This window comes from Dorea sp. YH-dor226 (assembly GCF_039832105.1).
Lineage (GTDB): Bacteria > Bacillota > Clostridia > Lachnospirales > Lachnospiraceae > Dorea_A.
The window spans coordinates 12,387-36,205 of the sequence record NZ_JBDOHS010000023.1 but is presented as its reverse complement, the minus strand read 5'-3'; the positions used below and the strand labels follow the sequence as shown (position 1 = coordinate 36,205).

Genomic DNA, 23,819 nt, shown 5'->3' with positions numbered 1-23,819 from the left:
TTTATGGCCTGGATCCGTCTCAGGCACAGTAACTATAAACACTAAACAAATGTGGCTCCGTTAGTCCGGACAGGTGGCTCTCGCCACGCCGGACTGGCGGCTCCGCCGCAACGGAATATCCAATGGGGATTCCGATTCCCCATACCCTCGGTTTCCTGACCATTTTTTCAAAAAATAGAAATGGTATTTTAGCTTCGCAGGGAAATTTTAAGACCGTATGTATTTCCTGTGGTGATAAAGGTAGAGATTATATTTTTTGAAAAAAATTTGAAAAAATGTTGTATAAGACCCTCTCAAAATTTGGATATATAGAAGGGTCTTTTTTTAATCCTTCTTTGGACAATCGATATATTCATTTTTGAATAAAAGTCCGAATGTAATATTTCAGCAGATGGGAAGGAACTAAGATGGGATTATTTGAAGAAGTAAAGAAGAATGTCACAGTTAGACAGGCGGCGGAATTGTATGGGCTCAAACCTAACCGAAGTGGGTTGATCAGATGTATTTTTCATAAGGACAACACTCCCAGCATGAAGGTTGATCGTAGATATTATTGCTTTGGTTGTGGATGTACCGGAGATGCAGTTGATTTTACTGCACAGTTATTTGGACTCGGTGCCAGAGAAGTAGCTGTAAAACTGGCAGATGATTTTGGAATTAGTTATATCAGCAAGTCCAGGGACTCTCCTGCAGGGAAAAAGAACGATTCGATTAAAACGGCAGAAATAATACGGACAAAGAAACGGGATGATGATGGGATTAGATGTGTAAGGGCATATTTGGATTATCGATTAATGCTTTTAGACTGGAAGAAACAATATGCACCCAGGAATCCGAAGGAAGAATGGAATGAACGTTTCGTGGAAGCATTACGGGAACTAAGCTATGTTGAGTATGTTTTGGATATTCTTTTATTTGGAGAAAAGCAGGAGAAGGATCATATGGTCCAAGAAAAACGAAAGAAGGTGGAAGAAATTGAGCGAAAGTGTGATGACTATGTCAGAAGAAAATAGAGAGAATGCAGTGTGTCGGATGGAATCAATGGTAGATCTGGAAGCGGTGAGGAATATCAAAGAGCAGCTTGCGGTAACAATGAACGGAACGGTTAAGGGAACGATGCAGAATTATATGACCGTCCTCAGAGAAGATCCGATTCTTGCCGGAAGTCTGCGTTTTAATTTGTTGAATCAGCGGGTAGATGTGGTAAAAATCCTCTGGTGGAATGACCGGGTTACTTCACTGACAGACGAAGGGGAGGAATTTCTGTTTTATTACTTTGAACGATACTATGATTTGGGAAATGAGAAAAATATGAAAAAAGCATTGAGAGCAGAGGCGAACAGCAACAAGTATCATCCAATCTGTGACTATCTGAACGAACTTCAATGGGATGGAACGGAGCGTATCCGTCATGTGTTGAAGCGGTATATGGGAGCGGATGAATCGGAATTGGTATATGAATGCCTGAAGCATTTTATGATAGGTGCGATACTACGAGTTTTTCATCCGGGGTATAAGATGGATGAAATGCTCTGCCTAGTTGGCACACAAGGAGCTGGAAAATCAACATTTTTTCGCTTTCTTGCGATAAAGGATGACTGGTTTTCTGATGATTTGAAACATCTGAATGATGAAAAAGTATACGGAAAACTTCGTGGACATTGGATTATGGAGATGTCGGAGATGATTGCTGCAGTCAGTGCAAAGAGTAACGAAGAGATCAAATCATTTCTTGTCAGACAGAAAGATACGTTTCGTATTCCGTATCAGCAGTATGAAGAAGATCGACTGAGACAATGTGTTTTTGCAGGGACAACGAATACAAAGCAATTCTTGCCATTTGACCGGAGTGGGGCGAGAAGATTTCTGCCAATCATGATTCATGCAGAGAAAGCAGAAAAACATATATTAGATGACGAAGCGGAGGCAAGAGCATACTTTGATCAGCTCTGGGCAGAGGCTATGTACCTATATCGTACCGCGGAGAATTCGGCAGAGCTGATGAAATTTTCCAGAGAAATGGAATCACAAATTAGCTTATATCGGGAACAGTTCATGCAGGAGGATACATTGGCAGGGACAATTCAAGGATGGCTGGATGATTATAGGGAAGATTATGTCTGTATCAAAATGATCTGGAAAGAAGCACTGGATCATCAGTATGGAGAACCAAAGAGATATGAATCAAATGAAATCGCAGAGATTATGGATACAAAAATTGTTGGCTGGAAGCGGATTAGCTCTCACAGATTCCGAAATTATGGAACTCAGAAAGGCTGGACGAGATACGTAGATGATGTAAACCAGAACGCCGAGGATGGATTTCGGGAACTGACAGAGAGTGAACAACAGGTGTTACCATTTTGAATGCCCGACAGAGAGAGGATGTTTTATCATTTGGGGAGATGAACTTTTATGACGAATAGTATTCGATAATTGACAGATAGTTTACAGTTGGTTTGCTGGGAAAATCCTTGTAATATCAGTGCTATTAAGAATTTCATAGAAATGTAAACTACCGAATTTGAAAACTTTACTTTCATACATGAAGAGGAATGAATTATATAGGTTTATTTTTAAAAGTGTTCTCAATATAGTTGACATTCTGGTTTACATTACTTTGCAGAGATCAAAAACAGCAGTACCGAAGAGAAAATATCTACTCTCTCTGTCGGGCAATCGACATAGATTTTTGTGTGTTTCAGTTACATTTGCGAAGCACAATATTTTAAAGGACTATTTTTATATATTTTCTCATAGTTATGGACAAAGAGAAAACCGCAGGGAGGAGGTGGAAGCTCCGCTATGCAGAAAAGAAAACTAAATTATAGAATTCATAATCCGAACTCAGCGGCAGCAACCGCCGATTACATACTAAAAATTTTAATAGATGCCAATTCAGAAAAGGTAGAAAAAGCGATTCAGGCTGCGGCGGATCAGGTTGACCGGGAGAAGGAATGTGATGAGGGAGATTCTGCGTAAATAGTGTGTAGAATCTCCATTTATATAAATTACAAACAAAAATATGAGATTTTATCGCAAATATTGTTTACAAAATATGAAAATGGAATATAATAGATAGTGAAAGTAGTGTGGAATTTGGAGGTAACTATTATGTTGTGTCAATTTACAGTTAAGAATTTTAAAAGTATACGAGACGAGGCAACGTTTGATATGCAAGCTGCCGCCATTTCTGAACATGAAGATCGGATCATCAGGGATAGAGATGGCGAGTTGTATTTGCCGGTGTCAGCTATTTACGGACCGAATGGTGGTGGAAAATCAAATGTCCTTGAAGCTTTGCATAGTTTATCATTAAAGGTACTTCGACCATTATATGCAACCAGTGATAATGAAGATCGTGTAATACCTCGTAAAAAATTGGTTATTGAGCCGTTCGCTTTTTCAGAAAAGAAAAAAGAAGAACCTACGGAATTTGAGGTGTTTTTCAGAACGGAGCTGGCTGAGTACCGCTATATTTTAAATATAAAACGCGATGTGGTTTTATATGAACGTCTGGATCGTGTAAAGTTAGATACCGGTAGAAGATCAGCACTTTTTGAGAGAGGCGATGAGGGAATTATTCTGAAAGGCACTTTTGCCAGATTAAAAATAAGTGACGAGTTATCAGATACTCTTCCGTTACTCTCCTATCTTGGGATTACTTATCGGAAAAATGAAGTCGTAAATGATGTGCTGGATTGGTTTGAATTTGGAATTGATTTTATGAATTACGGAAATCCGATGCAGGAGTTGCGTATGGCGATTGCTAATTCTGATGATGTTAAGGATCTTGTCCTTAAAATGATTCAGGAAATGGATTTGGATATTCTGGACTTTCGTGTGGAAGAAAAAGAACATGATCGGATAGAAGTTTTTACAAAACATGAAGTAGATGGTTATGAAGCAGAGCTGAATCTGTCAGATGAGTCCAGTGGTACAAAAAAATTGTTCGGATTGCTTCCGTTTATCGCGGAAAGTTTGATTGAAGGAACAACTTTAGTAATTGATGAATTGGATGCAAAAATTCATCCTGCGTTACTTCGACACATTATCATGTTGTATAACGATATGGAAGTGAACCGTAAAGGCGCTCAGCTAATCTTTACATCTCATGATTTGTCAACAATGAACAGCGAAGTGTTCCGCAGAGATGAAATCTGGTTTGTGGCTAAAGGCAACAGCCAGAACTCCAAGCTGTATTCTCTGGTTGAATTTAAGAACAGTAAAGGAGAATCTGTTCGTAAAGATGCAAAGTTTGATAAGCAGTATCTGGAGGGGAAATATGGTGCGGATCCATACCTCAGAAGAATCATAGATTGGGGGACTGTCAATGCCTAAAAAAGCCGGAATGGAATCATGGAAGAAAAAACGTCGCCAAGAATACATGGAAATGAAGGAGTACCGTTACTATATCTTCTGTGAGGGCCAGCAGACAGAGCCTCGATACTTTGAAGGATTCAAGAAATTAATCGAGGACAACCCTGTCTACCGGGATATGGTACTGATTGAGATTGAACCATGCCAGGCAGAAACCATGCGGGTGATCGGGATGGCTGAACGGTATGTTAAGAAAAATAAAATCAAAAAAGGGCAGATATGGTGTGTTTACGATAAAGACAGTTTTCCACCAGGTGATTTTAATGGTGTCGTACATCGGGCCGAACAGTTAAATAAGGAGACCCCAGATTTACAGTATCATACCGCATGGAGCAACGAGTGCATTGAGTTCTGGTTCCTGCTTCATTTTGCATACTACACTTCCAATAATCACAGATCAGAATATAAGAGGTTTCTGAGTGAAAAATTTACAGAATTAGGAATAGGAAAATATCAGAAGAACATGGGGGATATTTTTGAAATTCTGATGATAAAAGGGAATCCGAAGCTGGCAATACGATATGCGAAGCGGATTATAAAAGATGGAGAAGGAAAAACGCCGACAGAGATAGCACCGGGAACGAAGGTGTATGAGTTGGTGGAAGAACTGGCGAAGTATTTGCCGGAGGAAATAAAGAAAAAATTTTAGGAGAAGATAAATGGATATAGTAAAGCTGAAGATTAAGAATTACAAATCAATTAAAGATTCTGGTGAAGTCATGATTGATGATAGAATTATGGCTTTTATTGGTCAAAATAATGCGGGAAAATCTGCTATTTTAGATGCAATACAATGCGTATTTCCTTCTGTAAAGAAGACGGTCCTCAGAAGTGATTTCCATAAGGGGACACATGATAATATTGAAATTATTATTTGGTTTAATGGAGTAACAGATGAATATTTAGAAGAAAAGCTTTTTGCAGATGAGATTCTTAAGTTGATTGATAAGGCAAAAAAATTGCAAACTGAAAATGCTGAGGATAATAAAGTTGAGAATGCGTGGAAAAAAGTAGCAGATACAAGAAAACGTAAATTGGAAGAAGTAAAAGAAACATATCAAGTTGTTGATGATGCTATGTGTGTTAAGTTAGTTGTAACAAATGCTGACAGAATGGGAACAAAGTATTATGTGGATGTGGATTCAGTAAGAGAAATAAAAGAAGCTGAATTAAAAAAAGTCTTACCAATTCTTAAGGTCATTCCGGCAATCAGAGATCCTAAAAATGAAAGTACTGCTGGAACTAATTCTTATTTAAGAGAGTTGATTGCAATGCTTGATGATGATATGGCAACAAATATTTCGATTGCTGGTAATGAGACGGTATCATATAGACAACTTAATGAAATAATTGCAAAAGAGAGCGCTAAACGTTGTCAATCTATTTCAAATAGTATCACTGGATATTATAATGAGGCTATAGGTGTAAATGATTTTGAAGTTATCGTAAGTTCAGATGTTAATATCTCTAAAGGAACGACATACTATACTAAGATTTTGGATAAGAGTACAAATATAGAAAGTGATATCTTAAGTTGTGGAACAGGATATCAAAGTATGATTATCCTTTCGATTTTAGAGGCATATGTTGAACTTGCTCAAAAAAAGACGGAATACATTTTAATTATAGAAGAACCAGAGGTATACTTGCATCCATCTCTTCAAAGAAAAATGATAGATACATTGCTTATGATATCAATAAATAATCAGGTTATCTTTTCGTCACATTCTCCGATTACTGTTGGAAAGATGGAAAGAAACCAAATAAAACTAGTAAAGAGAGAAGCTGGAGAAGCAACTCTTTCTGATATTACAGTTTCAGAAGTGATTCAGGAATTAGGAATTCGTGCAGATGATATACTGGTAAACAAAGGAATAATTTTTGTGGAAGGGCAAGATGATAAAGCTGTAATTGAGTGCATTTTAAATAAAATACATCCTGGTTCAAGTGATGAAATAAATGTATTGATTACAGGAAACTGTGAAAATTTGAAATTTTTTGCCAATGCGGAATTACTGATTAATAATAGATTTAATATTCCATTTTTAATTATTCGAGATTCGGACGGAATGAATGTAGAACAAAGAAAAACTGAATTGTTAAATGATATAGTAAAAGTTGGTCGAAATCTGTCTCAAGAGCAAATTGAAAATATAGAGAAATCAATCTTTATAGCACCTAGATATTCAATAGAAGGATATTTTATAAATGATTTGTTATTAAAGAAGACAGGGATAGATGAAAATTTACTTAGAGATATGATTAAGTGTTATGAATGTCAATATAATCATTTCTGTGCTAACGCAGTAACGAAAACAGATAGACAGCAGATAGCAAACTGGTATCAACCCAAACACTTGTTAGAAAATTTTGAGGATAAATTTAAAGCGGCAGAAGATGAAAAACGAGAAAAGTATAAAGCGATGTATGAAGAAAGATGGAAAGGATTCCAGAAGTGTATGATGTGTGATGACAACGTGGGGAGATTCTTTGAAGGTAGAAATGAATTAAATAAATTTACGCATGAAAAGAAACTGTCTAAAGAAGAATATCTCGTACAGTTAATGGAAGACTATTCTATAGATGAGTTGAAAACAAGTGTATTTCGGGATTTGATTTCAGTGCTAGAAAAGATGTGTTCGATTATTTATAAAATATAAGTAAAGTACGCAAGCGAAAGCATAATGTAGAAAGAATCCACTATATACGAAGGAGAAAATATAATCAATGGCAAAATTAACTTGGGTAGAGCATTTTATTGTAAAAGAATTGTATGCACCATATGTGGTAGATAAAGATGAGGACTACTATAAAGATTTAAATAAAAAATACCGAACGTTACTTGAAGTTGCAAAGAATGCTGGAGCAGACGAGGAGAGTCTTAAGATAATAAGAAAATATTCTCAAAAAGTCAAAGAATCTATTAGATTATATTATGATGGGAGTATTTCTAAAGCCCATAATGTAATCAAGAATTTAGTTAAAGATTGTGCGGATAATACTCTTGCAGTAAATACTATTATAAATTCGGACGCATTTCCAGGAATTAAGGGAACAGAAATTCAGTTGTTTCGAGCAAGATTGAGCAATGACGTTCATACATATGAAGCAAATGAAATGCTACATTTACCATTTTCTATGAGAGGGAAAACTGGAAATTATAGATTTAGCATTCCGGGAATTCCGAGTTTATATTTAGGAAATAGCTCATACGCATGTTGGATTGAATTGGGACGTCCGCCGGAACATAAACTTAATGTATCGCCAGTTGTGTTAGATGGAAGTCAAAAAATCTTTAATTTGGCAGTAATGATGAGAGATTGGGGAAGACTTGATGAATTTGAAGAGTCAAAAGTACATAGTTGGTTAAAGTTGTTAATTCTGATGATGGCAACATCTTATACGGTCAAAGAGAGTGGACGTATATTTAAATCGGAGTATATTGTGTCTCAAAGTATAATGCTGGCATGTAAAGAATTAGAATATGATGGCGTTGCATATTTTTCGAAGAGGGTTAGTGATGAAATATTTGCATATGCTGCAATAAATTTAGCATTGTTTGCGCCATATCAGCGTAACAAAGAGTATTCTTCTGTTTGCGAACATATAAAAATTGATGATTCTTTCAATTATTCTATGTATAAGCAGTTAGGACCTATATATCGAGATCGTGAGTATAATTTAAGACTTGGTGGAACAGGAATAATTACTAACATTGGGGAGTATCGAGAGGACAGACAATTTCAGTATACAATGACGGAATTTGGTGTATTTGATAAATTTTTGTTTTCAACATGGACGAAAAAGGATACAATCAAATGGGGAAATGCATTGAAATAATAGGATGATAATAAGTAAGAACTTTTGGAGAAATTCAGAAGTTCTTATTGTATTATAAGAAAAAAACAATATAATAAAGTTGTAACAGAACGACACAACTACAACAGAAAGGCCATCCAAAATGAACATAGCAGCCTATTGTCGTGTTTCTACCGACAAAACCGATCAGCTCAACAGTCTGGAAGCTCAAAAAGAGTTCTTCTCCGAATATACCAAACGTACCGGTGATACCCTTGTAAGATTATATGCAGACGAGGGCATTTCCGGAACCAAAATTAAGAATCGTAAAGAATTTCTTCGTATGATGTCCGATGCTGAACACGGTCTCTTTGACATGGTCGTTGTAAAAGACATTTCTCGTTTTGCCAGAAATACGGTGGATCTTTTACAGAATGTGCGCAAATTGAAAGCATTAGGCATCGAAACTCAGTTCCTCACAGCCAACATGACCAGCATGGGAAACAGTGAATTTGTACTCACAATCTTCGGTGCTCTTGCTCAGGAGGAAAGTGCCAATACTTCCAAGCGTGTGAAATTCGGTAAGAAGATGAACGCAGAAAAGGGACGGGTTCCTAATATTGTTTATGGATATGATAAGACAATAGGAGATTATTTTAATCTTGCTATCAATGAGGAAGAAGCCAAGGTCATCCGCCAGATTTATCAGTGGTATACAGAAGAAGGTTACGGTGCGGCCAAGATTGCCAATATGCTGAATGAAAAAGGATTGACCACAAAGCGCAATTGTAGATGGAGTCAGAATGCGATTTGCCGGATTCTGACCAATGAGATATATACAGGAAAAATCATCAATGGAAAGCAGGAAGTGACGGATTTCCTGACGGGACAGAGAGCGGATAAAGACGAGACGGAATGGATGGTTGTAGAACGTCCGGAACTTCGGATCATTGATGATCAAACCTTTGAGAAGGCGGGGGAGACACTTCATTCCCGGCATGCGTCTTTTAATATGAAACATGAGCGTCAAAGTAATAAATATCTTTTTTCAACATTGATTAAATGCAAAGAATGTGGCTGGTCCTTCCGTCGGACAGTGCGGACTTATAAGAACACTTATGTCCGCTGGGTTTGCTCCGGGCATAATGGGCGTGGAGCGGACAGCTGCCCTAACGCAGTAACGGTGGATGAGGACGAATTGATTGAAGTTCTGCAGGAATATTTTGCGGAAGTATTGAAGCAGAAGAAAAAGGTGATCAATCACGTAGTCAATGAATTCCAGCGTGTTTACAAAGCAAAGGACGAAAACCTGGAATATGAGAAAGAGTTGACTGCGCAGCTTACAAAATTGCAAAAGACCAGGCAGAAATACATGGACATGTATACCGATGATCTGATCACCCGTGAGGAGTTGAATGAGAAAATCGGTGGCATGCGGCAGGAAATCGAGCGTCTGGAAAATGAACTGAAGATGGTGTCTTATCATTTGACCAAGGGAGAACAGTTAGAGGCAGTTTTGAATAATACCTTCAAAAGAATCGAAGATATCACGGATGTTCGCCAGATGACAAACATACAACTCAAAAAACTGATTCAAAAGATAGAAGTGGATAAAGATGGAAATGTTGATATTTACCTTCGCCTTCTGGGAGATTTGGGTTTGGATGAAACGATCCTGATAGACGACGAGTCCAATCACAACAATAAAACCATTCCTAATAATAACGACCATACATAAAGATGTAACTGAAAGACTGCTCCAGATCAATCCTGCCCTTGCCGCGGAAGCGCGCAAGGTTCTGGAGGTCAACAAATCCGAACGCCACATTCGTGGCGGACTAGCTACCAGAGAGAAATATCTGCATATGGAGCATCGATAAGAAAATGGTTGGGAAGATATTTCATTCCCAACCATTTTTGTGATATTTGCAGACAGCCACCTTTAGTGGCCGATGAGGCCACATTCGACGGCCAGTCAGGGCCGTATTAAACGGTCGATTTTCTGGTAAGGAACTCTATGAAATAAGGGTATCCCATAGAGTCCCCCGGACTGGCTGATATAGTTACTTTGATCTATGCTTTCTCAATGAGAACTGTAAAGCCGGTGGTGAGCCGTCGACGGATGCCATCCAGTTTTCCATAGCATTCTTTTTCATCACTGAGATACTTGCCCCATTCATCAGGACTGTACTGACTGGTGAATAAGGTTGATGTTCCAAGATCAGCTTTCATCTTGATGAGATGGTATAAGATTTTCATACCTTCCTCCGAATATCTACTTATAGCAAAGTCATCGATAAACAAGAGCTGGATCTTTGCGTAATACTTGATCCGTTTGCGGTATCTGGTTAGGTCTTCCTGTCGATTCAGAATAATTAGCTCATCTAGAAGATCAGAGTAGTCTATGTACTTGCAGCGATAATTACGTTTGCATGCTTCAACACAGCAAGCTGACAGGAAATACGATTTGCCGGCACCGGTCACACCATAGATGCCGACATTTAGTCTATCCTCAGCAAAGGTGAAATCTCGGATTTGTTCCACCACAGCATCATTATAGATTCGTCCGTTTCCAGTTTTTAGATTTTCCATCAAAGCACCCTTGTTGATAAGGCTGCTGAGCCTAAGATTGGTTTCAAACTTAGAGGCTACTCTGTCAAGGTACTGTGTTTCCAGTATTTCACGTAGAAACTGAACCGCATTATAGTTTGACAAATCAGGACTTCTCATCAGTTCAGCAAAACGGCCTGATGCAATCGGGAGATTAAGGAACTCCAGCATTTCATTGATGTCAGAGTGATCAGTCTTCATGATGTGCCTCCTTTTCCTGGCGCATCAGTAAGTTCTTAAGAGAATACTGACTATCGTCATCCTTGTATCGTCCTGTTACAGCTTCCTGATTCTCAGGAAATACATCCGTCGCATCTGGTTTAGTTTCTGTATGATAGGTTGATACTGTGTTGCTCACATAAGAATAGTTGCATTTACCGAAGTTGATTGCGTCTCTGCAGCACTTTTCTAATGCTTCAGGACTATATTTCTCAGCATAACGAAGGATACCGAAACAGCTGCGGAAAGCCTGTACTGGGTAGGCATATCTTTTGATCACTGCATCAATCAATGCTCTTGTGCTTGGCCCGATCTTTGATGCTTTCTGCTGGAAGTATGGAACATTCCAGTAGCCGTAATCACCGTATTCTGCAGGCATATCGGAAGGAATAATAACCCATTCCTTAGGCGTATAGCTTCTTTTATGCGTACGGATATGATCTCCGTTTTTGTTGTAGACAAAGATTTCTTTCTCTCCAACACGTAGCTCAACTTCCTTTTTTAAATACTTTCTAGGCATGCTATAATGGACCTTGTCGAAGGTGAAGGAGAAGTCTTGTGCTACTTTAACAAGCTTTCGCTCAAGGTACTCGAATTTATTGAGCGGAAGAGGCAGAAGAGTCTCCTTCTCTTCTGTTTTAAAGAGGTCAGCACGAGAATACGATAACCCTTCGAAGTTTCTGTTGTTCTCTTTAGCTACTTTCTGTTGAAGAACACGATTAAGTTCCTCGAGAGAATAAAAGATCATTTCCTCCATCTCTACTAAGATGTGCATGGTCACGATCTTTACATGGCCTTCGACAACCGGCTTCCAGCGAGGTGACTTAACCTTTGCTGGAGTGATAACAGTATCATTATGTTCAGCCCATGCCTGATAATCCTTGTTAAGTTCAGGACTGATCCAGTCCTTGTTCTTGTTTACAGCAACCTTGCAGTTGTCTGGAGTGATGGTTGGTGTAATGCCACCAAAGAAATCCAACGCATTGTTGTTGACTCTGATCCAATTCCGAATATCGCAGTCAATCATACCTTCGGCATAAAAGTAATCACTGTAGGTAAGAGCTGCAATAAATATGGTCACCTTCGTTGTCTCATTTGGATACCGGCGGTTGTGGATCAGAAGCTGCTTGCCGGCATAATCGAGTTCCAGGTTAACGCCTGGATATCTCTGGATATGAAAAGTGATGTGTTTTGAATCAGTCCATTCTGAGTAACGCCTGCAATACTGCCGATAACTGTATGGTTTCTTGCCGTCAACCACTCCAACAGCATTATATTTCTGCCAGAGATGTTTCAGTGTCTCGCCCTTGCGAGCCAATGCTTTATATACGGCTTCTTTGTTGAAGTCGCGGTAAAGCTGCAGATCGACGGAGACACCGGATTTTTTATAGAGCAGAGACTCTATATACTCATTGGTAACATCCTCTTTGAGAGGATAAGAGAGCTCCTGACATTCTCTGAAACGTCTTAGGAACTCATTCACTGCTGATTTGCTGCAGTCTCCACAGCTATCAGCGATTTCACGGCCGCTGAGATTATTCACGTAGTGAAGTCTCAGTACTTTCTTGTAATCCATTTCGGACCTCCTAAAAATAGTATTTCTTCCGGTTCGGAAGATACTACTATTATAAAGGACCGAACTGGCCGTTTAATATGGCACATGCCGACCGTTAATTATGGCAAGGTGCGACCGCCTAATATGGCACAGCTGGCCGTTTCAGGAGACAATCTGCAATATTCTCACATTTGTGATATAATACCTCATGTTGAATATGAGTATGGAAGGTGAATGTTTTGACTAAAAATATGACAGAGGGCAGGCCGGTTCGATTGATTCTTCAGTTCGCAGTCCCTCTTTTGATCGGAAATCTGCTGCAACAGACATACAATATCATTGATTCTGCCATTGTAGGAAGGGTACTTGGCGCTAATGCTCTGGCGGCAGTAGGATCGACCAGCAGCGTGCAGTTTCTGGTCCTTGGCTTCTGTATTGGGACATGTACCGGATTTGGAGTGCCGATCGCCAAGGAGTTCGGCGCGGGAAAGCTGGAAGCGATGCGGGATTACATATTCCATGCAATGGTGCTGGCTGCTCTGGTTGCGGTGGTCATGACGGTTTCCTGTGCGCTTCTGACTCCGGAGATTTTACATATTCTTTCGGTTCCGGAAGAAATATACCATGACGCATATCTGTATCAGCTGGTGATCTTTCTGGGAATCCCATTTACAATTTTATACAATCTGATGTCCAGTATCTTACGATCGGTTGGAGACAGCCGGACACCCTTTATATTTCTGGCAATCTCAACGGTGTTGAATATTGGGTTGGATGCGTTCTGTATTATTGTGCTGAAATGGGGATGTGCAGGGGCTGCGATTGCGACGATTACCGCTCAGGCACTGAGCGGGATGATGTGTGCAGGATTTATCTGGAAAAAAGCAGCTATCCTCAGACCGACAAGACAAAATTGTGCGATGAAGGCCAAGGTGGCGAAGAATTTGCTTTTCATGGGTGTTCCTATGGGGCTGCAGTTTTCCATCACTGCGATCGGAAGCATGGTCATGCAGTCAGCGAATAATGGACTTGGAAGCATCTATGTGTCCGGGTTTACTGCCGGTATGAGGATCAAGCAGTTTCTGATGTGTCCGTTTGACGCGATTGGCTCTGCGGTATCGGTCTTCTGCGGGCAGAATCTTGGAGCTGAAAAGTTCCGGAGAATTCAGACGGGCATCGGGGAAGGCGTTGCAATCGCGGTTGGTTATGGAGTTATTGCCGGAGTGATTATGATCTTTTGCGGAAGATCCCTTTCCACTATTTTTGTCGGACAGGAAGCGATAGAAGTGCTGGATGCATCAGCCAAATATCTGCGCTGTATGGGATATTTCTTCTGGAGTCTTGGATTCCTGAATGTCTGCCGTATGAGTACGCAGGGGCTGGGATTTTCGGGAAGGGCAATCTTTTCCGGGGTTACAGAAATGTTTGCAAGAAGCATTGTAAGTCTGTGCTTTGTAGGATATTATGGTTATACAGCGATCTGTTTCGCGGATCAGGCTGCATGGGTAACGGCATGCTTATATATTGTACCGATGTGTATGGTCTGTGTGAATAAGATCAAATGGCAGAAAGGATAGAAGCTCTGCACAATATATCAGGAGGATGGGAAAATGTATTATAAGCAATATGGCAATACGGATATGAAAGTATCAGCAATCGGTCTTGGGACCATGCGTTATGATGAGGAAGATATTAAGGCAGGACGTCTGGAAAAATGTGCGGAGATTCCGCTGTATGCTTTTGAGAAAGGAATTAACTACTGGGATACGGCTCCGTTTTACTGTGACGATAAAAGTGAGATCGTGACGGGAATTGCGCTGTCTCAGGTGGATCGAAAAAAGGTATATGTCACTTCAAAGACGAATTTCAGTACACTGGAGACGGAAACACCGGATCGGGATGTCTTCCGGAGACGTCTGGAATTATCTCTGGATCGGCTGAAAACAGATTATATTGATTTTTACCATATGTGGTGTATGTTGAATCTGGAATCCTGGGAAAAGCATATGGAAGCTTTGTATGGATTTTTTGAGGAAGCGAAATCGGAAGGCCTCATCCGGAACATTGTATTTTCTTCGCATATGCAGGGAAATGACATCGAAAATGTTGTGGAAACAGGCAAATTTAAGGGGATGCTGATTGGTTATAATGCGCTGAATTATCAGTTCCGTCAGAGTGGAATACGAAAAGCATATGAAAATGGAATGGGAGTTGTAGTCATGAATCCACTCGGAGGAGGACTGATTCCACAGAATCCGGAAGCATTTTTCTATCTGACGGAAGGAACGGATCTGACAGTTGCTCAGGCGGCACTGCGGTTTGTGGCGTCTCACAGGGAAATTACGGTTACACTGGCGGGATGTACCACAAAGGAACAAATCGATGATGCAGTAAAAGCGGTCGAAGGGCTGGTGGAGGAACCGGCAGAAACAGTTGCTGAAAGGTATAACAAAAAAGGAAAGGCACTCAACAACCTCTGTACGGGATGCGGGTATTGCAAGGGGTGCCCGAAGGGAATTGAGATCCCGAAGTTTATGGATGCCTATAATCAGAAGATCCTGACAGGAAAAGAAGAGGAGATTGCAAAAAGACTGGAGAATCACTGGGATATAGAGAAGGAGATATCCGGAACATGTATTGCCTGTGGTAAATGTGAACGTCAGTGTACACAGCACCTTCCGATTATTGAACGTTTAAAGGAAATCCATGCGTTATCATAAAGTAGTACAGTAGAATACAGATGACAGGGTAACGGGCGTTCCACCAGGTGGAACGCCCGTTCCGCATGGTGGGATTGGCCGGTTGTGTGTCAAAATGAATAATTTATAATTGTAATTAATAAAAATATTGTTTGTTTTATACAAAAAGGAGGCCAAAACTATGATGAAAGGAAATACTGGTTCCAGTATCAACAGTAACCCGAAGGCAGCAGGTGCTGAGGCTGCTGCAAAAGCAAAGGCAGGGCTTGAGTCTGTCAATATGGCGTATGTATATGCAAGCTGTGATTATGATCTGGATGCCATGCTGGCAGGAATTGCGGAAGAACTGCCGGGAGTTCCGGTGATCGGTAATACTTCCTTTACGGGTGTGATCACACCGGAAGGATATATCAGTTCCCCGGATGGATTCGTTGGGATCCTTGCCATCTCAGATCCGGATCTGAAGGTGGGAATCGCTGCAGTTGAGAGAACAGATTGTCCGGTGGATGCAGGCGCACAGGCAGCAAAACTTGCAATGGAGAAAGCCGGCAAGGCAACGCCTCCGGACTATTACTATATGGCAGCACCATCCGGTCTGGAAGAATTCTATGTAAAGGGTATCACGGAAGTAATCGGACGAGTACCGTTTTACGGAGGAAGCGCGGCTGATAACAGTATTGAAGGAAAGTGGAAATTATTTACGGATAAAGGCGTATTTGCAGATGGTGTTGCAGTTGCATTTTTCTATACGGATAAGAAGATGGCGAACAAGTTCACGGGCGCATATCGTGAGACAAAGGATATGGGTGTGATCACAAAAGTAATTGACCATCGTGTGCTGGCAGAGATTGACGGAGTTCCGGCACTTCAGAAATATGCAGAGTGGAGAGGTATGGATGTAGAGGCGTTAAAGGGAGGCGCTCTGCTGGCAGAGACCATTACTTCTCCTCTGGGTGTCAAAGACCGTCTGGGTGATCTGGTTGCGATCCGCCATCCGATGAATGGCAATGATGATCTGACTATGAATATCGGTAATAATCTGGCAGAGGGAACAGCAGTGATCCGAATGGAAGGAACCGTAGATGAACTGATTGATTCTACAGGTGCTACGCTTGCGGAACTGAAAGAAAAACTTGCTGTACCGGCAGGTGCTTATCATATCGTACATTGCGGAGGAAGAAGAGCCGGTATTGATGCGCGGATCGATGAAGTGGCAGAAAAGCTGATCAAAGAAGCAGACGGTGTTCCGTTTATCGCGGAGTTTACGTTTGGTGAGTATGGATATGAGGCGGACGGACTGAACACCTGTGGTGGACTGATGCTGTCATTTACCGCATTTGAGGCTTAATTACGGAGTGAAAGAAAGGGGACATAGAATATGAAGATGTTTATCAATGGTATCGCAGTGGATGCTTCAGACGGACAGACAATCGATGTGATCAATCCGGCGACCGGAGCGGTTGTGGATACAATACCTGCAGCAACAAAGGAAGATGTAGATCTTGCAGTGGAAAAGGCAAAGGCCGCGCAAAAGATCTGGGCAAAGGTTCCGGTATATGAGAAAGTAGAGATCATGTATAAGTTTCTGGAACTTGTAGAGGCATCCAAAGAAGATCTGGCACAGACATTATCTGCGGAAACCGGAAAACCTATCGTGGAAGCAAGGGCAGAGATTGGAAATATTCCGATTGCATTTAAGGCTTTTTCTGAGAGAGCAAAGCATCTGTATGGAGAGACTATTCCGGCAGGCATGGAGGCAGGACAGGATAAAAATGTACTGATCACAAAGCGGGAGCCGATCGGCGTCATTGCATGTGTGATCCCGTTTAACTTCCCGTGTGACCTTTTTGATCAGAAGATCGCACCGACACTCCTTGCAGGAAATGCAGCGATTGTGAAGCCGTCTACCGATAATCCGCTGACATTGTGCAAGCTGACAGCGATGCTTGGAGAAGCAGGCGTTACACCGGGAGCCATTGAGATCGTGACCGGACGCGGTTCCAAAGTGGGAAGCTGGCTCTGCTCCAATAAAGATGTTCATGCAATCACACTGACCGGTTCTACAGAGGTTGGTATTGAGACTGCAAAAACTGCAGCAGACCATCTGGCACATATCGCACTGGAGCTTGGCGGCAATGATGCATTTATTGTGCTTGAAGACGCAGATGTGGATCTTGCAGTAGAAGAGCTGATCTGGGGACGTATGTATAACACCGGCCAGGTATGCTGTGCATCCAAACGTTTCCTGATTCATAAGAGCCGGGTAGAAGAATTTACTGAAAAAGCGGTTGCAAGAATTCAGCAGTTAAAGCAGGGTATGCCATCGGACGAAAGTACGCAGATCGGATGTCTGATCAGTGAAAAGGCTGCGATCGAAGTAGAACGTCAGATCAATCTTACGGTAGAGCAGGGAGGAAAGATCGTACTTGGCGGAATCAGAAACGGTGCATTTATAACACCGACTGTGATCGCAGAGGTTCCTAAGACGGCGAATGTGGCAATTGATATGGAGATCTTCGGACCGGTAGTACCGATCATCACATTTGACACGGTGGAAGAGGCAATCGAGATCGCCAATGGTTCCAAGTTTGGATTATGTGGATGTGTATTCACCGCGGATATGAAGACTGCGATGAAAGTCTGCAATGCACTGGAATGCGGTGGAACCGTAATTAATGGAGCAAGCTTCTTCAGAAGTTTTGAGATGCCGTTCGGAGGATACAAGTATTCCGGAATCGGAACGGAAGGCGTGATGTCTACCTTTGATGAAGTAACAAGAACAAAGACCATCGTATTAAAGAATATCCTTTAGAAATTTTGAGAATGAGGGGATCGTTGTAAATCTTTTGTGAATCCTTCTGTTATATGCAATTTTTACAAGAACGCTTCGATGCTGACTCGCTTACCTCAGCTTTTCTTGTAAAGATTGCATAATATCAGGAGGACACAAATATATTTTACGACATCCCCTCTATCCTACGTATCCCATTCGGCGCGAAAGGCTGGCGGCAGCGCTTTTTACTTCCTGTATCACTGCCTCCAGGTTGCGGTCCGATAGTTGCGTGATGGAGCCGCTTGCACTGATGGCAGCGACAGGCGTTCCACGATAGTCATATACCGGAGCTCCGACGCAGCGGTGTCCCAGCTGATATTCTTCATTATCCATGGCCCATCCCTGTCGTCGGACGACGCGCAGATAACGCTTGAATTCCCGGATATCTGTGATTGTGTTGGGGGTATAGCGCTTGAAATCACATCCATACAGCGCTTCTTCAAGATCATCTCCGGACAGGCAGGAGAGAAGACATTTGCCCATAGAAGAGCAGTAGGCAGGAGAACGAAAACCGACTTGTGTATAAAGACGAGTGTTGGGGTAGATATCCATTTTTTCCAGATATACCACATCACATCCGTCCAGAATTCCCATGTGTGCGGTCAGATGCAGGTCTCGCATGAGATCACTCAGGAAAGGCTTGGCTTCTGTCAGAAGTTCCAGATTATTGATGTGCAGGCTCACCGTCTCCATTAATTTATATCCGATGGAATAGGTGTTATCCGCATTTTTTTCTACATAATGGCGTGCACACATAGAAGAAAGGAGACGATGAACGGTACTCTTGCTCATACCGGTTTCCTTGGCAATTTCTGACAGGCTCATAGCTGAATGAGAAGCTGCCAGCTGCTCAATGATATCAAATACACGATCAACAACTCTTACATTTTCTTCCATATGAATTCCCCATTTCTTACATACATGGCATGCAGGAGATACCTGCAGTATTATCTTGAAATATACATATTTTTATTTTAAAATTCACAGAAAATGATGTCAATAAGAATGAAAAATTTAATAAAATAATCCGAATGAATATGTTGAAAGAAAACAGAGGACGATTCAGAAAGTGTCAGAACTGTGATATAATGGACATGGTACAGGAATGGAACGGAGGAAAATGCGTGAATATAAGAAAAAGAATGCTGGCAGCAGGTATGGTGACGGTTGTATTGATCTCTCTTGCTTGTTCCGGTCTTGCCGGATGCCGAAAAAAAGAAGTGACCGAAGAAAAGAAAAAACAGGTAATCACCTTATGGCATTACTGGGATATGTCATTCCAGAAAAAAACATTGTCGCGGCTCATTGATCAGTTTAATCAGTCACAGGATGAGATAGAAGTAAAGACGCGCTATATTCCGGATGCAGATTTTAAAAAGGAATTGGCACTTTCCATGTATGAAAATGAAATGCCGGATATCGCACTTGTGGATTCGTCAGATTTTCTGTTTTTTCAGAACGCAAAGTCTTTTGTAGATCTCAGTCACAGGGTGGATGGAATTGAAGAATATATGCCGGAAGCATTGGAGCCGTGTACGGTGGGAAATAAGATCATGGGTCTTCCGGTAGGGGTAAATTGTGTGGGACTGATCTATAATGCACAGATGCTGCGGGAAGCAGGACTGTCTGTGCCGTCTACCTGGGAGGAGTTCTATGAGACTGCCAGGGCATTGACAAAGGATGGAGTCTATGGATATGTCCAGTCGACACTGGAAAGTGAGGAAAGTATCTATACATTTCTTCCGGTGTTCTGGAGCATGGGAGGAGATACAGAGGATCTGACTTCGGCGGACAGCCGGGCATCGTATGAATTGATGCGGCGTATGGCGGATGAAGGAATCATCAGCCGTCAGTCGGGAAATCTGACGGGAAAAGACCTGACGATGCAATTTGCAAAGGGAAAGATTGCAATGATGGCGGGAAACTCTATACAGGCAGAATATATCAGAGAGAAGAATCCGGAACTGGAAGTGGAAGTTACATATATGCCGACGGATGGAGAACGGATAACCGTACAGGGTGGGGAGATATTCTGTGTTACGGAAGGAAAGCACGTTGACGAAGCAATTACCTTTTTAAATTATATCAGTGAAAATGAGCGAATGGCCGAGTATATCGATGATCTGGGATATCTGGCGGCAAAAAAAGAGATTTTGAAAAAGCAGTATCCGGACAACCCGATCTGCCACAGCTATATTGAGATGCTGTCGTATGCAAGAACAAGAGAAAAGTCAGAACGATGGCCGGAAATATCTGCGGTGATGATCGAGGCACTGGACAGGTCAATCAATGACGAAGCCAGTGAAACAGAGATCCTGCAGGATGCAAAAGATAAGATTCAGAAGATCAGGAGGGCAGAAGATGAAGAAAGATAGGACGATCAAACAACTGCTGGTTCCGGTCTTTCTGATTTCAACCTGCATTCCGATGCTTCTTTTTGCAGCGATCTTTCTGTATCGACTGAATCGAACACTGAATGAAAATATAGAGTTACAGATTGAAAATAATCTGAATCAGGCAGATCAGAGTCTGAACATGATTCTGGATAAATATGATACACTTTTGTATGATCTGTGTACCGATGATGAAATTATTGATATTGTGAATCAGATCAACCAGGATGAGGATACACTCGAGAGCAACAGCAGCAGGATCCGGCGTGAATTGAGCCATATCTGCAATCGCAATGAAGGAATTGCCGGAATTACCATTGTTACAGAAAATGGACAGATACTTTTTTATGACAGACTGACAGGATCTTCTGCTACAACAGCATGGGCAGATCAGATTCAGGTGCCGGAAAAGAAGAAGACAGCAATATACAGAAGTACAGAGGGACCGATAGAGTCTGACGGTGAGCAGGTATACCTGTTCCAGATTATCCGGAATATCGTGGACTATCACGATATCCATAAATCGATGGGAACGATCGTGTTCAGCATTGATGAGTCAGTATTGCAGACGATACTGGAGTCCGGCGACAATGCAACGATCCGGATTGTAAGTAACAGCAGGATACTGGCTTCACCGGATCCGTCGGAGATTGGGAAGATATACGATACATCCGATACAGGAGATTACCGATATGCTCACAGGTTAAATGAAAAGAGCGGATTTATGATCACAGTTGCACATTCACTGGAAATGTACAAGCGTACACTGAGAGATCAGATTATTCTGTGGATCCTGATTGTTGTGGGATGTATTATCCTTTTGAATCTGTCATCTTATTATCTGTTCCGGCCGCATATCCGGCAGCTTGAGCTTCTGGATCAGGCTATGAAAGAGGTGGAAAACGGCAATCTTGAGGTACAGATTCCGGATGGCAGTCATCTGTCGACAGAGATCAGACAGATATCTTCGGGATTTAACGATATGGTAAAACATCTGGACAGTCTGATCGCCCGGGTAAAAGAAGCTGTTGTAGAACAGAAAAATGCAGAGATATCTGCGCTGGAAGCTCAGATAGACCCTCATTTCCTATATAATACACTGGATACGATTAACTGGAAAGCGATTGAAGAAGGACAGTTTGAAATCAGTGAGATGGTAGGAGCGCTGGCGGATATTCTGCGCTATACCGTAAAAAATGCGGGAGCGGAGACATCGATGGAACAGGAAATGTATTTTCTGGAATATTATATCTTTCTTCAGAAAGCAAAGCTGGAAAAAGAACTGACGGTGGAAATGAAGATTCCGCAGGAACTGTATGGATATCGGATCCATAAGCTGTTGATTCAGCCATTTGTAGAAAATGCACTGAAGCACGGACTGAGAAACACAGAACAGGATCCAAAGCTTGGGATTACCATGAGGGAAGCGGGAGATCAGATTCATATTATCGTATGGAACAACGGAGAAGCAATTCCGGCAGAAGAACTTCAGAGACTGAACAGTGAACAGATGGAGGAGGATCCAAAGTACACTTCGGAACATCTTGGGATTATTAATGTAAGAAAACGTCTGGCTCTTTATTATGGGGATCAGGCGGCAGTGTATTTTGACAGCAGCCCGGGAATGAACACAGAAGTACATCTGTTTATTCCAATTGTCAGAGCGGAAGTACAGGAAACTGACGCAAAAGAGAGTACCGGCCCGGAGGCACCGGAAGGCGAAGAAGGAGGGAGTATATGCGGATCGTAGTTGTAGAGGATGAAGCACCGATCAGAGAAGGTCTGGGCAATATTCTGGCAAAATTAGATGACAGCTATGAACTTGCAGGAAAGGCAAAAAGCGGAAAAGAAGGTCTGGAACTGGTAAGAAAAACAAAGCCGGACCTGGTTATTCTGGATATCCGTATGCCTGATATGGACGGACTGACGATGCTTGCACATATCAGGGAAGAAAAGATTGACTGCAGAGCCATGGTTCTGAGCGCATACTCGGATTTTGACTATGCGAAACGTGCGATAGAACTTGGAATTGATAATTATCTGTTGAAACCAATTAAGGTGACAGAACTGAAAAGAGTACTGAAGGAGATCGAAGAGTCCATCGCCAGAGATCAGAGTAAGGATCATCTCCTGAGTCTGGAGCATGTGTTTCTGAATGCCATTACAGGACAGCTGGAGAATGATGAGCAGATGGCGGCCCTTTTGAAGGAAAAATATGATCTGTCAGAAGATGAGCCGATCGCGATCTTCGGAGTGGGAATGGGATCCAACTACGAAAAATACAGGAAATATGTACAGATGGCTATGGCGGATATGGAAATTCACGGAAAAGGATTCCGGGCGTATACCATAGAATTTGCCAGAAGGCAGTCATATGTCATGATTCTGTACCATCTGGAAGACGTAGAAAAAACAAGAGCATATATTGAAAATACGATTGTTCCGATGCTGTGCAGTAAGATCAGTGGAAAGCTGATCTTAAGCTGGAATGAGTGCAGAGGACTTTTGAAGATACGGGATGCAGTAATGGAAGCCGACCAGAGAACAGAGTGGAATCTGATCTTTGGGAAAAAGGCGCTAATCAGCAGACAGAAGCTGGAAGAAGTGAAAACATTTCCTTTGAAATATCCGCTTAGTCTGGAAGATCAGGCAAAGGAATCTGTTGATGCGAAGGATGAAAAGGCATTTCAGGCAGTCTGGAAAAAGTTTCGTGATTATTGCCGTGAAGTTCCGTGCACGCCTCAGGATATGAAAGAAGCGATGACTCGTCTGGCCTTCCATCTGTCCTATGTGGCGGCAGAAGTGGGAGCAGAAGAAGCCATGTCCGGGACACAGCGGTTCTTAAAAGTCATCTCAGAGGCGGCAAGCTGGGTAGACATTGAGGACAGGCTCGATGCATTTTTTACAGATCTTACACAGAAGAACTATGAAGAAGAAGAGGTCAGCCTGCTGATACAGAAAGCGCTGCAGTATACCAAGCAATATTACAATCAGGGGATCACGCTGGAAGAGATCGCAGAAAAGCTGCATGTGTCAGAAGAGTATCTGAGCAGTCAGTTTAAAAAAGAGACCGGCAGCACATTTTCAGAGACTATACGCAGGTACCGGATTGAAAATGTAAAGGAGCTTTTGCTGAAATCCTCCCTGAAGCTGAATCAGATTGCGGATATGGTCGGATATTCCGACCCTAAATACATGAGCAAAGTATTTAAAGAAGAGGTAGGAATGCTTCCGCTGGAATATCGGAAAAAGAACGGATAACGCTCTGAACCGGGATAAATATGTCAAAAAACGCTAAAATTTTCTACCTTTTTCAAATATTTCCCCCTTTC

General features: G+C 41.7%; 18 protein-coding genes and 1 pseudogene. 16 read left to right on the top strand and 3 right to left on the bottom strand.

What is annotated here, in order from left to right; genetic code table 11:
* Positions 1–407 precede the first annotated feature (407 nt).
* The 9 genes and pseudogenes from ABE547_RS13780 to ABE547_RS13740 form a co-directional block, all read left to right on the top strand.
* Complete coding sequence (locus tag ABE547_RS13780; RefSeq protein WP_347379284.1) at positions 408–1,013, top strand: CHC2 zinc finger domain-containing protein; 606 nt, start codon at positions 408–410, stop codon at positions 1,011–1,013.
* Positions 1,014–1,032: 19 nt separating this feature from the next.
* A complete protein-coding gene (locus ABE547_RS13775) occupies positions 1,033–2,367 on the top strand; it encodes a virulence-associated E family protein (RefSeq protein ID WP_347379285.1) in 1,335 nt (444 codons plus the stop codon).
* Positions 2,368–2,805: 438 nt separating this feature from the next.
* Positions 2,806–2,982: a hypothetical protein gene (locus ABE547_RS13770; RefSeq protein ID WP_347379283.1), complete on the top strand. Its 177-nt coding sequence runs from the start codon at positions 2,806–2,808 to the stop codon at positions 2,980–2,982.
* Positions 2,983–3,081: 99 nt separating this feature from the next.
* Entirely contained in the window at positions 3,082–4,341 is a 1,260-nt protein-coding gene (locus ABE547_RS13765; RefSeq protein WP_347379282.1) for an ATP-binding protein, read from the top strand.
* Positions 4,334–5,029, top strand: coding sequence for an RloB family protein (locus ABE547_RS13760; protein WP_347379281.1), 696 nt, complete (start codon positions 4,334–4,336; stop codon positions 5,027–5,029). The genes ABE547_RS13765 and ABE547_RS13760 overlap by 8 nt, the downstream gene beginning before the upstream one ends.
* 10 nt (positions 5,030–5,039) lie before the next feature.
* Complete coding sequence (locus tag ABE547_RS13755; RefSeq protein WP_347379280.1) at positions 5,040–7,040, top strand: AAA family ATPase; 2,001 nt, start codon at positions 5,040–5,042, stop codon at positions 7,038–7,040.
* A gap of 67 nt (positions 7,041–7,107) precedes the next feature.
* Positions 7,108–8,220, top strand: a complete 1,113-nt coding sequence (locus ABE547_RS13750) for a hypothetical protein (protein WP_347379279.1) — start codon at positions 7,108–7,110, stop codon at positions 8,218–8,220.
* 121 nt (positions 8,221–8,341) lie between these two features.
* A complete protein-coding gene (locus ABE547_RS13745; RefSeq protein WP_347379278.1) occupies positions 8,342–9,916 on the top strand; it encodes a recombinase family protein in 1,575 nt (524 codons plus the stop codon).
* Positions 9,903–10,058: pseudogene (locus ABE547_RS13740) on the top strand (sporulation transcriptional regulator SpoIIID); the annotation flags it as partial. The gene ABE547_RS13745 and the pseudogene ABE547_RS13740, both read left to right, overlap by 14 nt.
* Before the next feature lie 193 nt (positions 10,059–10,251).
* Here ABE547_RS13740 and ABE547_RS13735 read toward each other — a convergent pair.
* Both ABE547_RS13735 and istA read right to left on the bottom strand, forming a co-directional pair.
* A complete protein-coding gene (locus tag ABE547_RS13735; protein WP_129879949.1) occupies positions 10,252–10,989 on the bottom strand; it encodes an ATP-binding protein in 738 nt (245 codons plus the stop codon).
* On the bottom strand, positions 10,979–12,583 hold the full coding sequence (gene istA, locus ABE547_RS13730) for an IS21 family transposase (protein ID WP_347379277.1): 1,605 nt from the start codon (positions 12,581–12,583) through the stop codon (positions 10,979–10,981). Before istA ends, ABE547_RS13735 begins: the two co-directional genes overlap by 11 nt.
* A gap of 218 nt (positions 12,584–12,801) precedes the next feature.
* Between istA and ABE547_RS13725 the strand changes: the two genes are divergently transcribed.
* The 4 genes from ABE547_RS13725 to ABE547_RS13710 all read left to right on the top strand — a co-directional run bounded on the left by ABE547_RS13725 (position 12,802) and on the right by ABE547_RS13710 (position 18,073).
* A complete protein-coding gene (locus tag ABE547_RS13725) occupies positions 12,802–14,139 on the top strand; it encodes an MATE family efflux transporter (protein ID WP_347379276.1) in 1,338 nt (445 codons plus the stop codon).
* Between the two features lie 33 nt (positions 14,140–14,172).
* Entirely contained in the window at positions 14,173–15,282 is a 1,110-nt protein-coding gene (locus ABE547_RS13720) for an aldo/keto reductase (protein WP_347379275.1), read from the top strand.
* Between the two features lie 160 nt (positions 15,283–15,442).
* Entirely contained in the window at positions 15,443–16,609 is a 1,167-nt protein-coding gene (locus ABE547_RS13715; RefSeq protein ID WP_347379274.1) for an FIST N-terminal domain-containing protein, read from the top strand.
* 30 nt (positions 16,610–16,639) lie between these two features.
* Entirely contained in the window at positions 16,640–18,073 is a 1,434-nt protein-coding gene (locus ABE547_RS13710) for an aldehyde dehydrogenase family protein (protein WP_347379273.1), read from the top strand.
* 159 nt (positions 18,074–18,232) lie between these two features.
* Here the strand turns inward: ABE547_RS13710 and ABE547_RS13705 are convergent, their stop codons facing one another.
* On the bottom strand, positions 18,233–18,991 hold the full coding sequence (locus ABE547_RS13705) for an IclR family transcriptional regulator (RefSeq protein WP_347379272.1): 759 nt from the start codon (positions 18,989–18,991) through the stop codon (positions 18,233–18,235).
* A 227-nt stretch (positions 18,992–19,218) separates the two neighbouring features.
* Here ABE547_RS13705 and ABE547_RS13700 point away from each other — a divergent pair, with 227 nt between their 5' ends.
* The 3 genes from ABE547_RS13700 to ABE547_RS13690 are packed head-to-tail and all read left to right on the top strand — an operon-like array spanning position 19,219 to position 23,748.
* Positions 19,219–20,469, top strand: a complete 1,251-nt coding sequence (locus ABE547_RS13700; RefSeq protein ID WP_347379271.1) for an extracellular solute-binding protein — start codon at positions 19,219–19,221, stop codon at positions 20,467–20,469.
* Positions 20,456–22,237 (top strand): histidine kinase, encoded by a 1,782-nt coding sequence (locus ABE547_RS13695; RefSeq protein WP_347379270.1) that lies wholly within the window; start codon positions 20,456–20,458, stop codon positions 22,235–22,237. The genes ABE547_RS13700 and ABE547_RS13695 overlap by 14 nt, the downstream gene beginning before the upstream one ends.
* Positions 22,225–23,748 carry a response regulator gene (locus ABE547_RS13690; protein ID WP_347379269.1) on the top strand — a complete coding sequence of 508 codons (1,524 nt, stop codon included), beginning with the start codon at positions 22,225–22,227 and terminating at the stop codon, positions 23,746–23,748. The genes ABE547_RS13695 and ABE547_RS13690 overlap by 13 nt, the downstream gene beginning before the upstream one ends.
* The last annotated feature ends 71 nt before the right edge of the window (positions 23,749–23,819 follow it).

Coding starts and splice junctions, on each gene's coding strand:
- ABE547_RS13750 (WP_347379279.1), top strand. CDS start 7,108: ATGGCAAAATTAACTTGGGTAGAGCATTTTATTGTAAAAGAATTGTAT.
- ABE547_RS13780 (WP_347379284.1), top strand. CDS start 408: ATGGGATTATTTGAAGAAGTAAAGAAGAATGTCACAGTTAGACAGGCG.
- ABE547_RS13760 (WP_347379281.1), top strand. CDS start 4,334: ATGCCTAAAAAAGCCGGAATGGAATCATGGAAGAAAAAACGTCGCCAA.
- ABE547_RS13720 (WP_347379275.1), top strand. CDS start 14,173: ATGTATTATAAGCAATATGGCAATACGGATATGAAAGTATCAGCAATC.
- ABE547_RS13690 (WP_347379269.1), top strand. CDS start 22,225: ATGCGGATCGTAGTTGTAGAGGATGAAGCACCGATCAGAGAAGGTCTG.
- ABE547_RS13705 (WP_347379272.1), bottom strand. CDS start 18,991: ATGGAAGAAAATGTAAGAGTTGTTGATCGTGTATTTGATATCATTGAG.
- ABE547_RS13695 (WP_347379270.1), top strand. CDS start 20,456: ATGAAGAAAGATAGGACGATCAAACAACTGCTGGTTCCGGTCTTTCTG.
- ABE547_RS13770 (WP_347379283.1), top strand. CDS start 2,806: ATGCAGAAAAGAAAACTAAATTATAGAATTCATAATCCGAACTCAGCG.
- ABE547_RS13735 (WP_129879949.1), bottom strand. CDS start 10,989: ATGAAGACTGATCACTCTGACATCAATGAAATGCTGGAGTTCCTTAAT.
- ABE547_RS13715 (WP_347379274.1), top strand. CDS start 15,443: ATGATGAAAGGAAATACTGGTTCCAGTATCAACAGTAACCCGAAGGCA.
- ABE547_RS13710 (WP_347379273.1), top strand. CDS start 16,640: ATGAAGATGTTTATCAATGGTATCGCAGTGGATGCTTCAGACGGACAG.
- istA (WP_347379277.1), bottom strand. CDS start 12,583: ATGGATTACAAGAAAGTACTGAGACTTCACTACGTGAATAATCTCAGC.
- ABE547_RS13755 (WP_347379280.1), top strand. CDS start 5,040: ATGGATATAGTAAAGCTGAAGATTAAGAATTACAAATCAATTAAAGAT.
- ABE547_RS13745 (WP_347379278.1), top strand. CDS start 8,342: ATGAACATAGCAGCCTATTGTCGTGTTTCTACCGACAAAACCGATCAG.
- ABE547_RS13775 (WP_347379285.1), top strand. CDS start 1,033: ATGGAATCAATGGTAGATCTGGAAGCGGTGAGGAATATCAAAGAGCAG.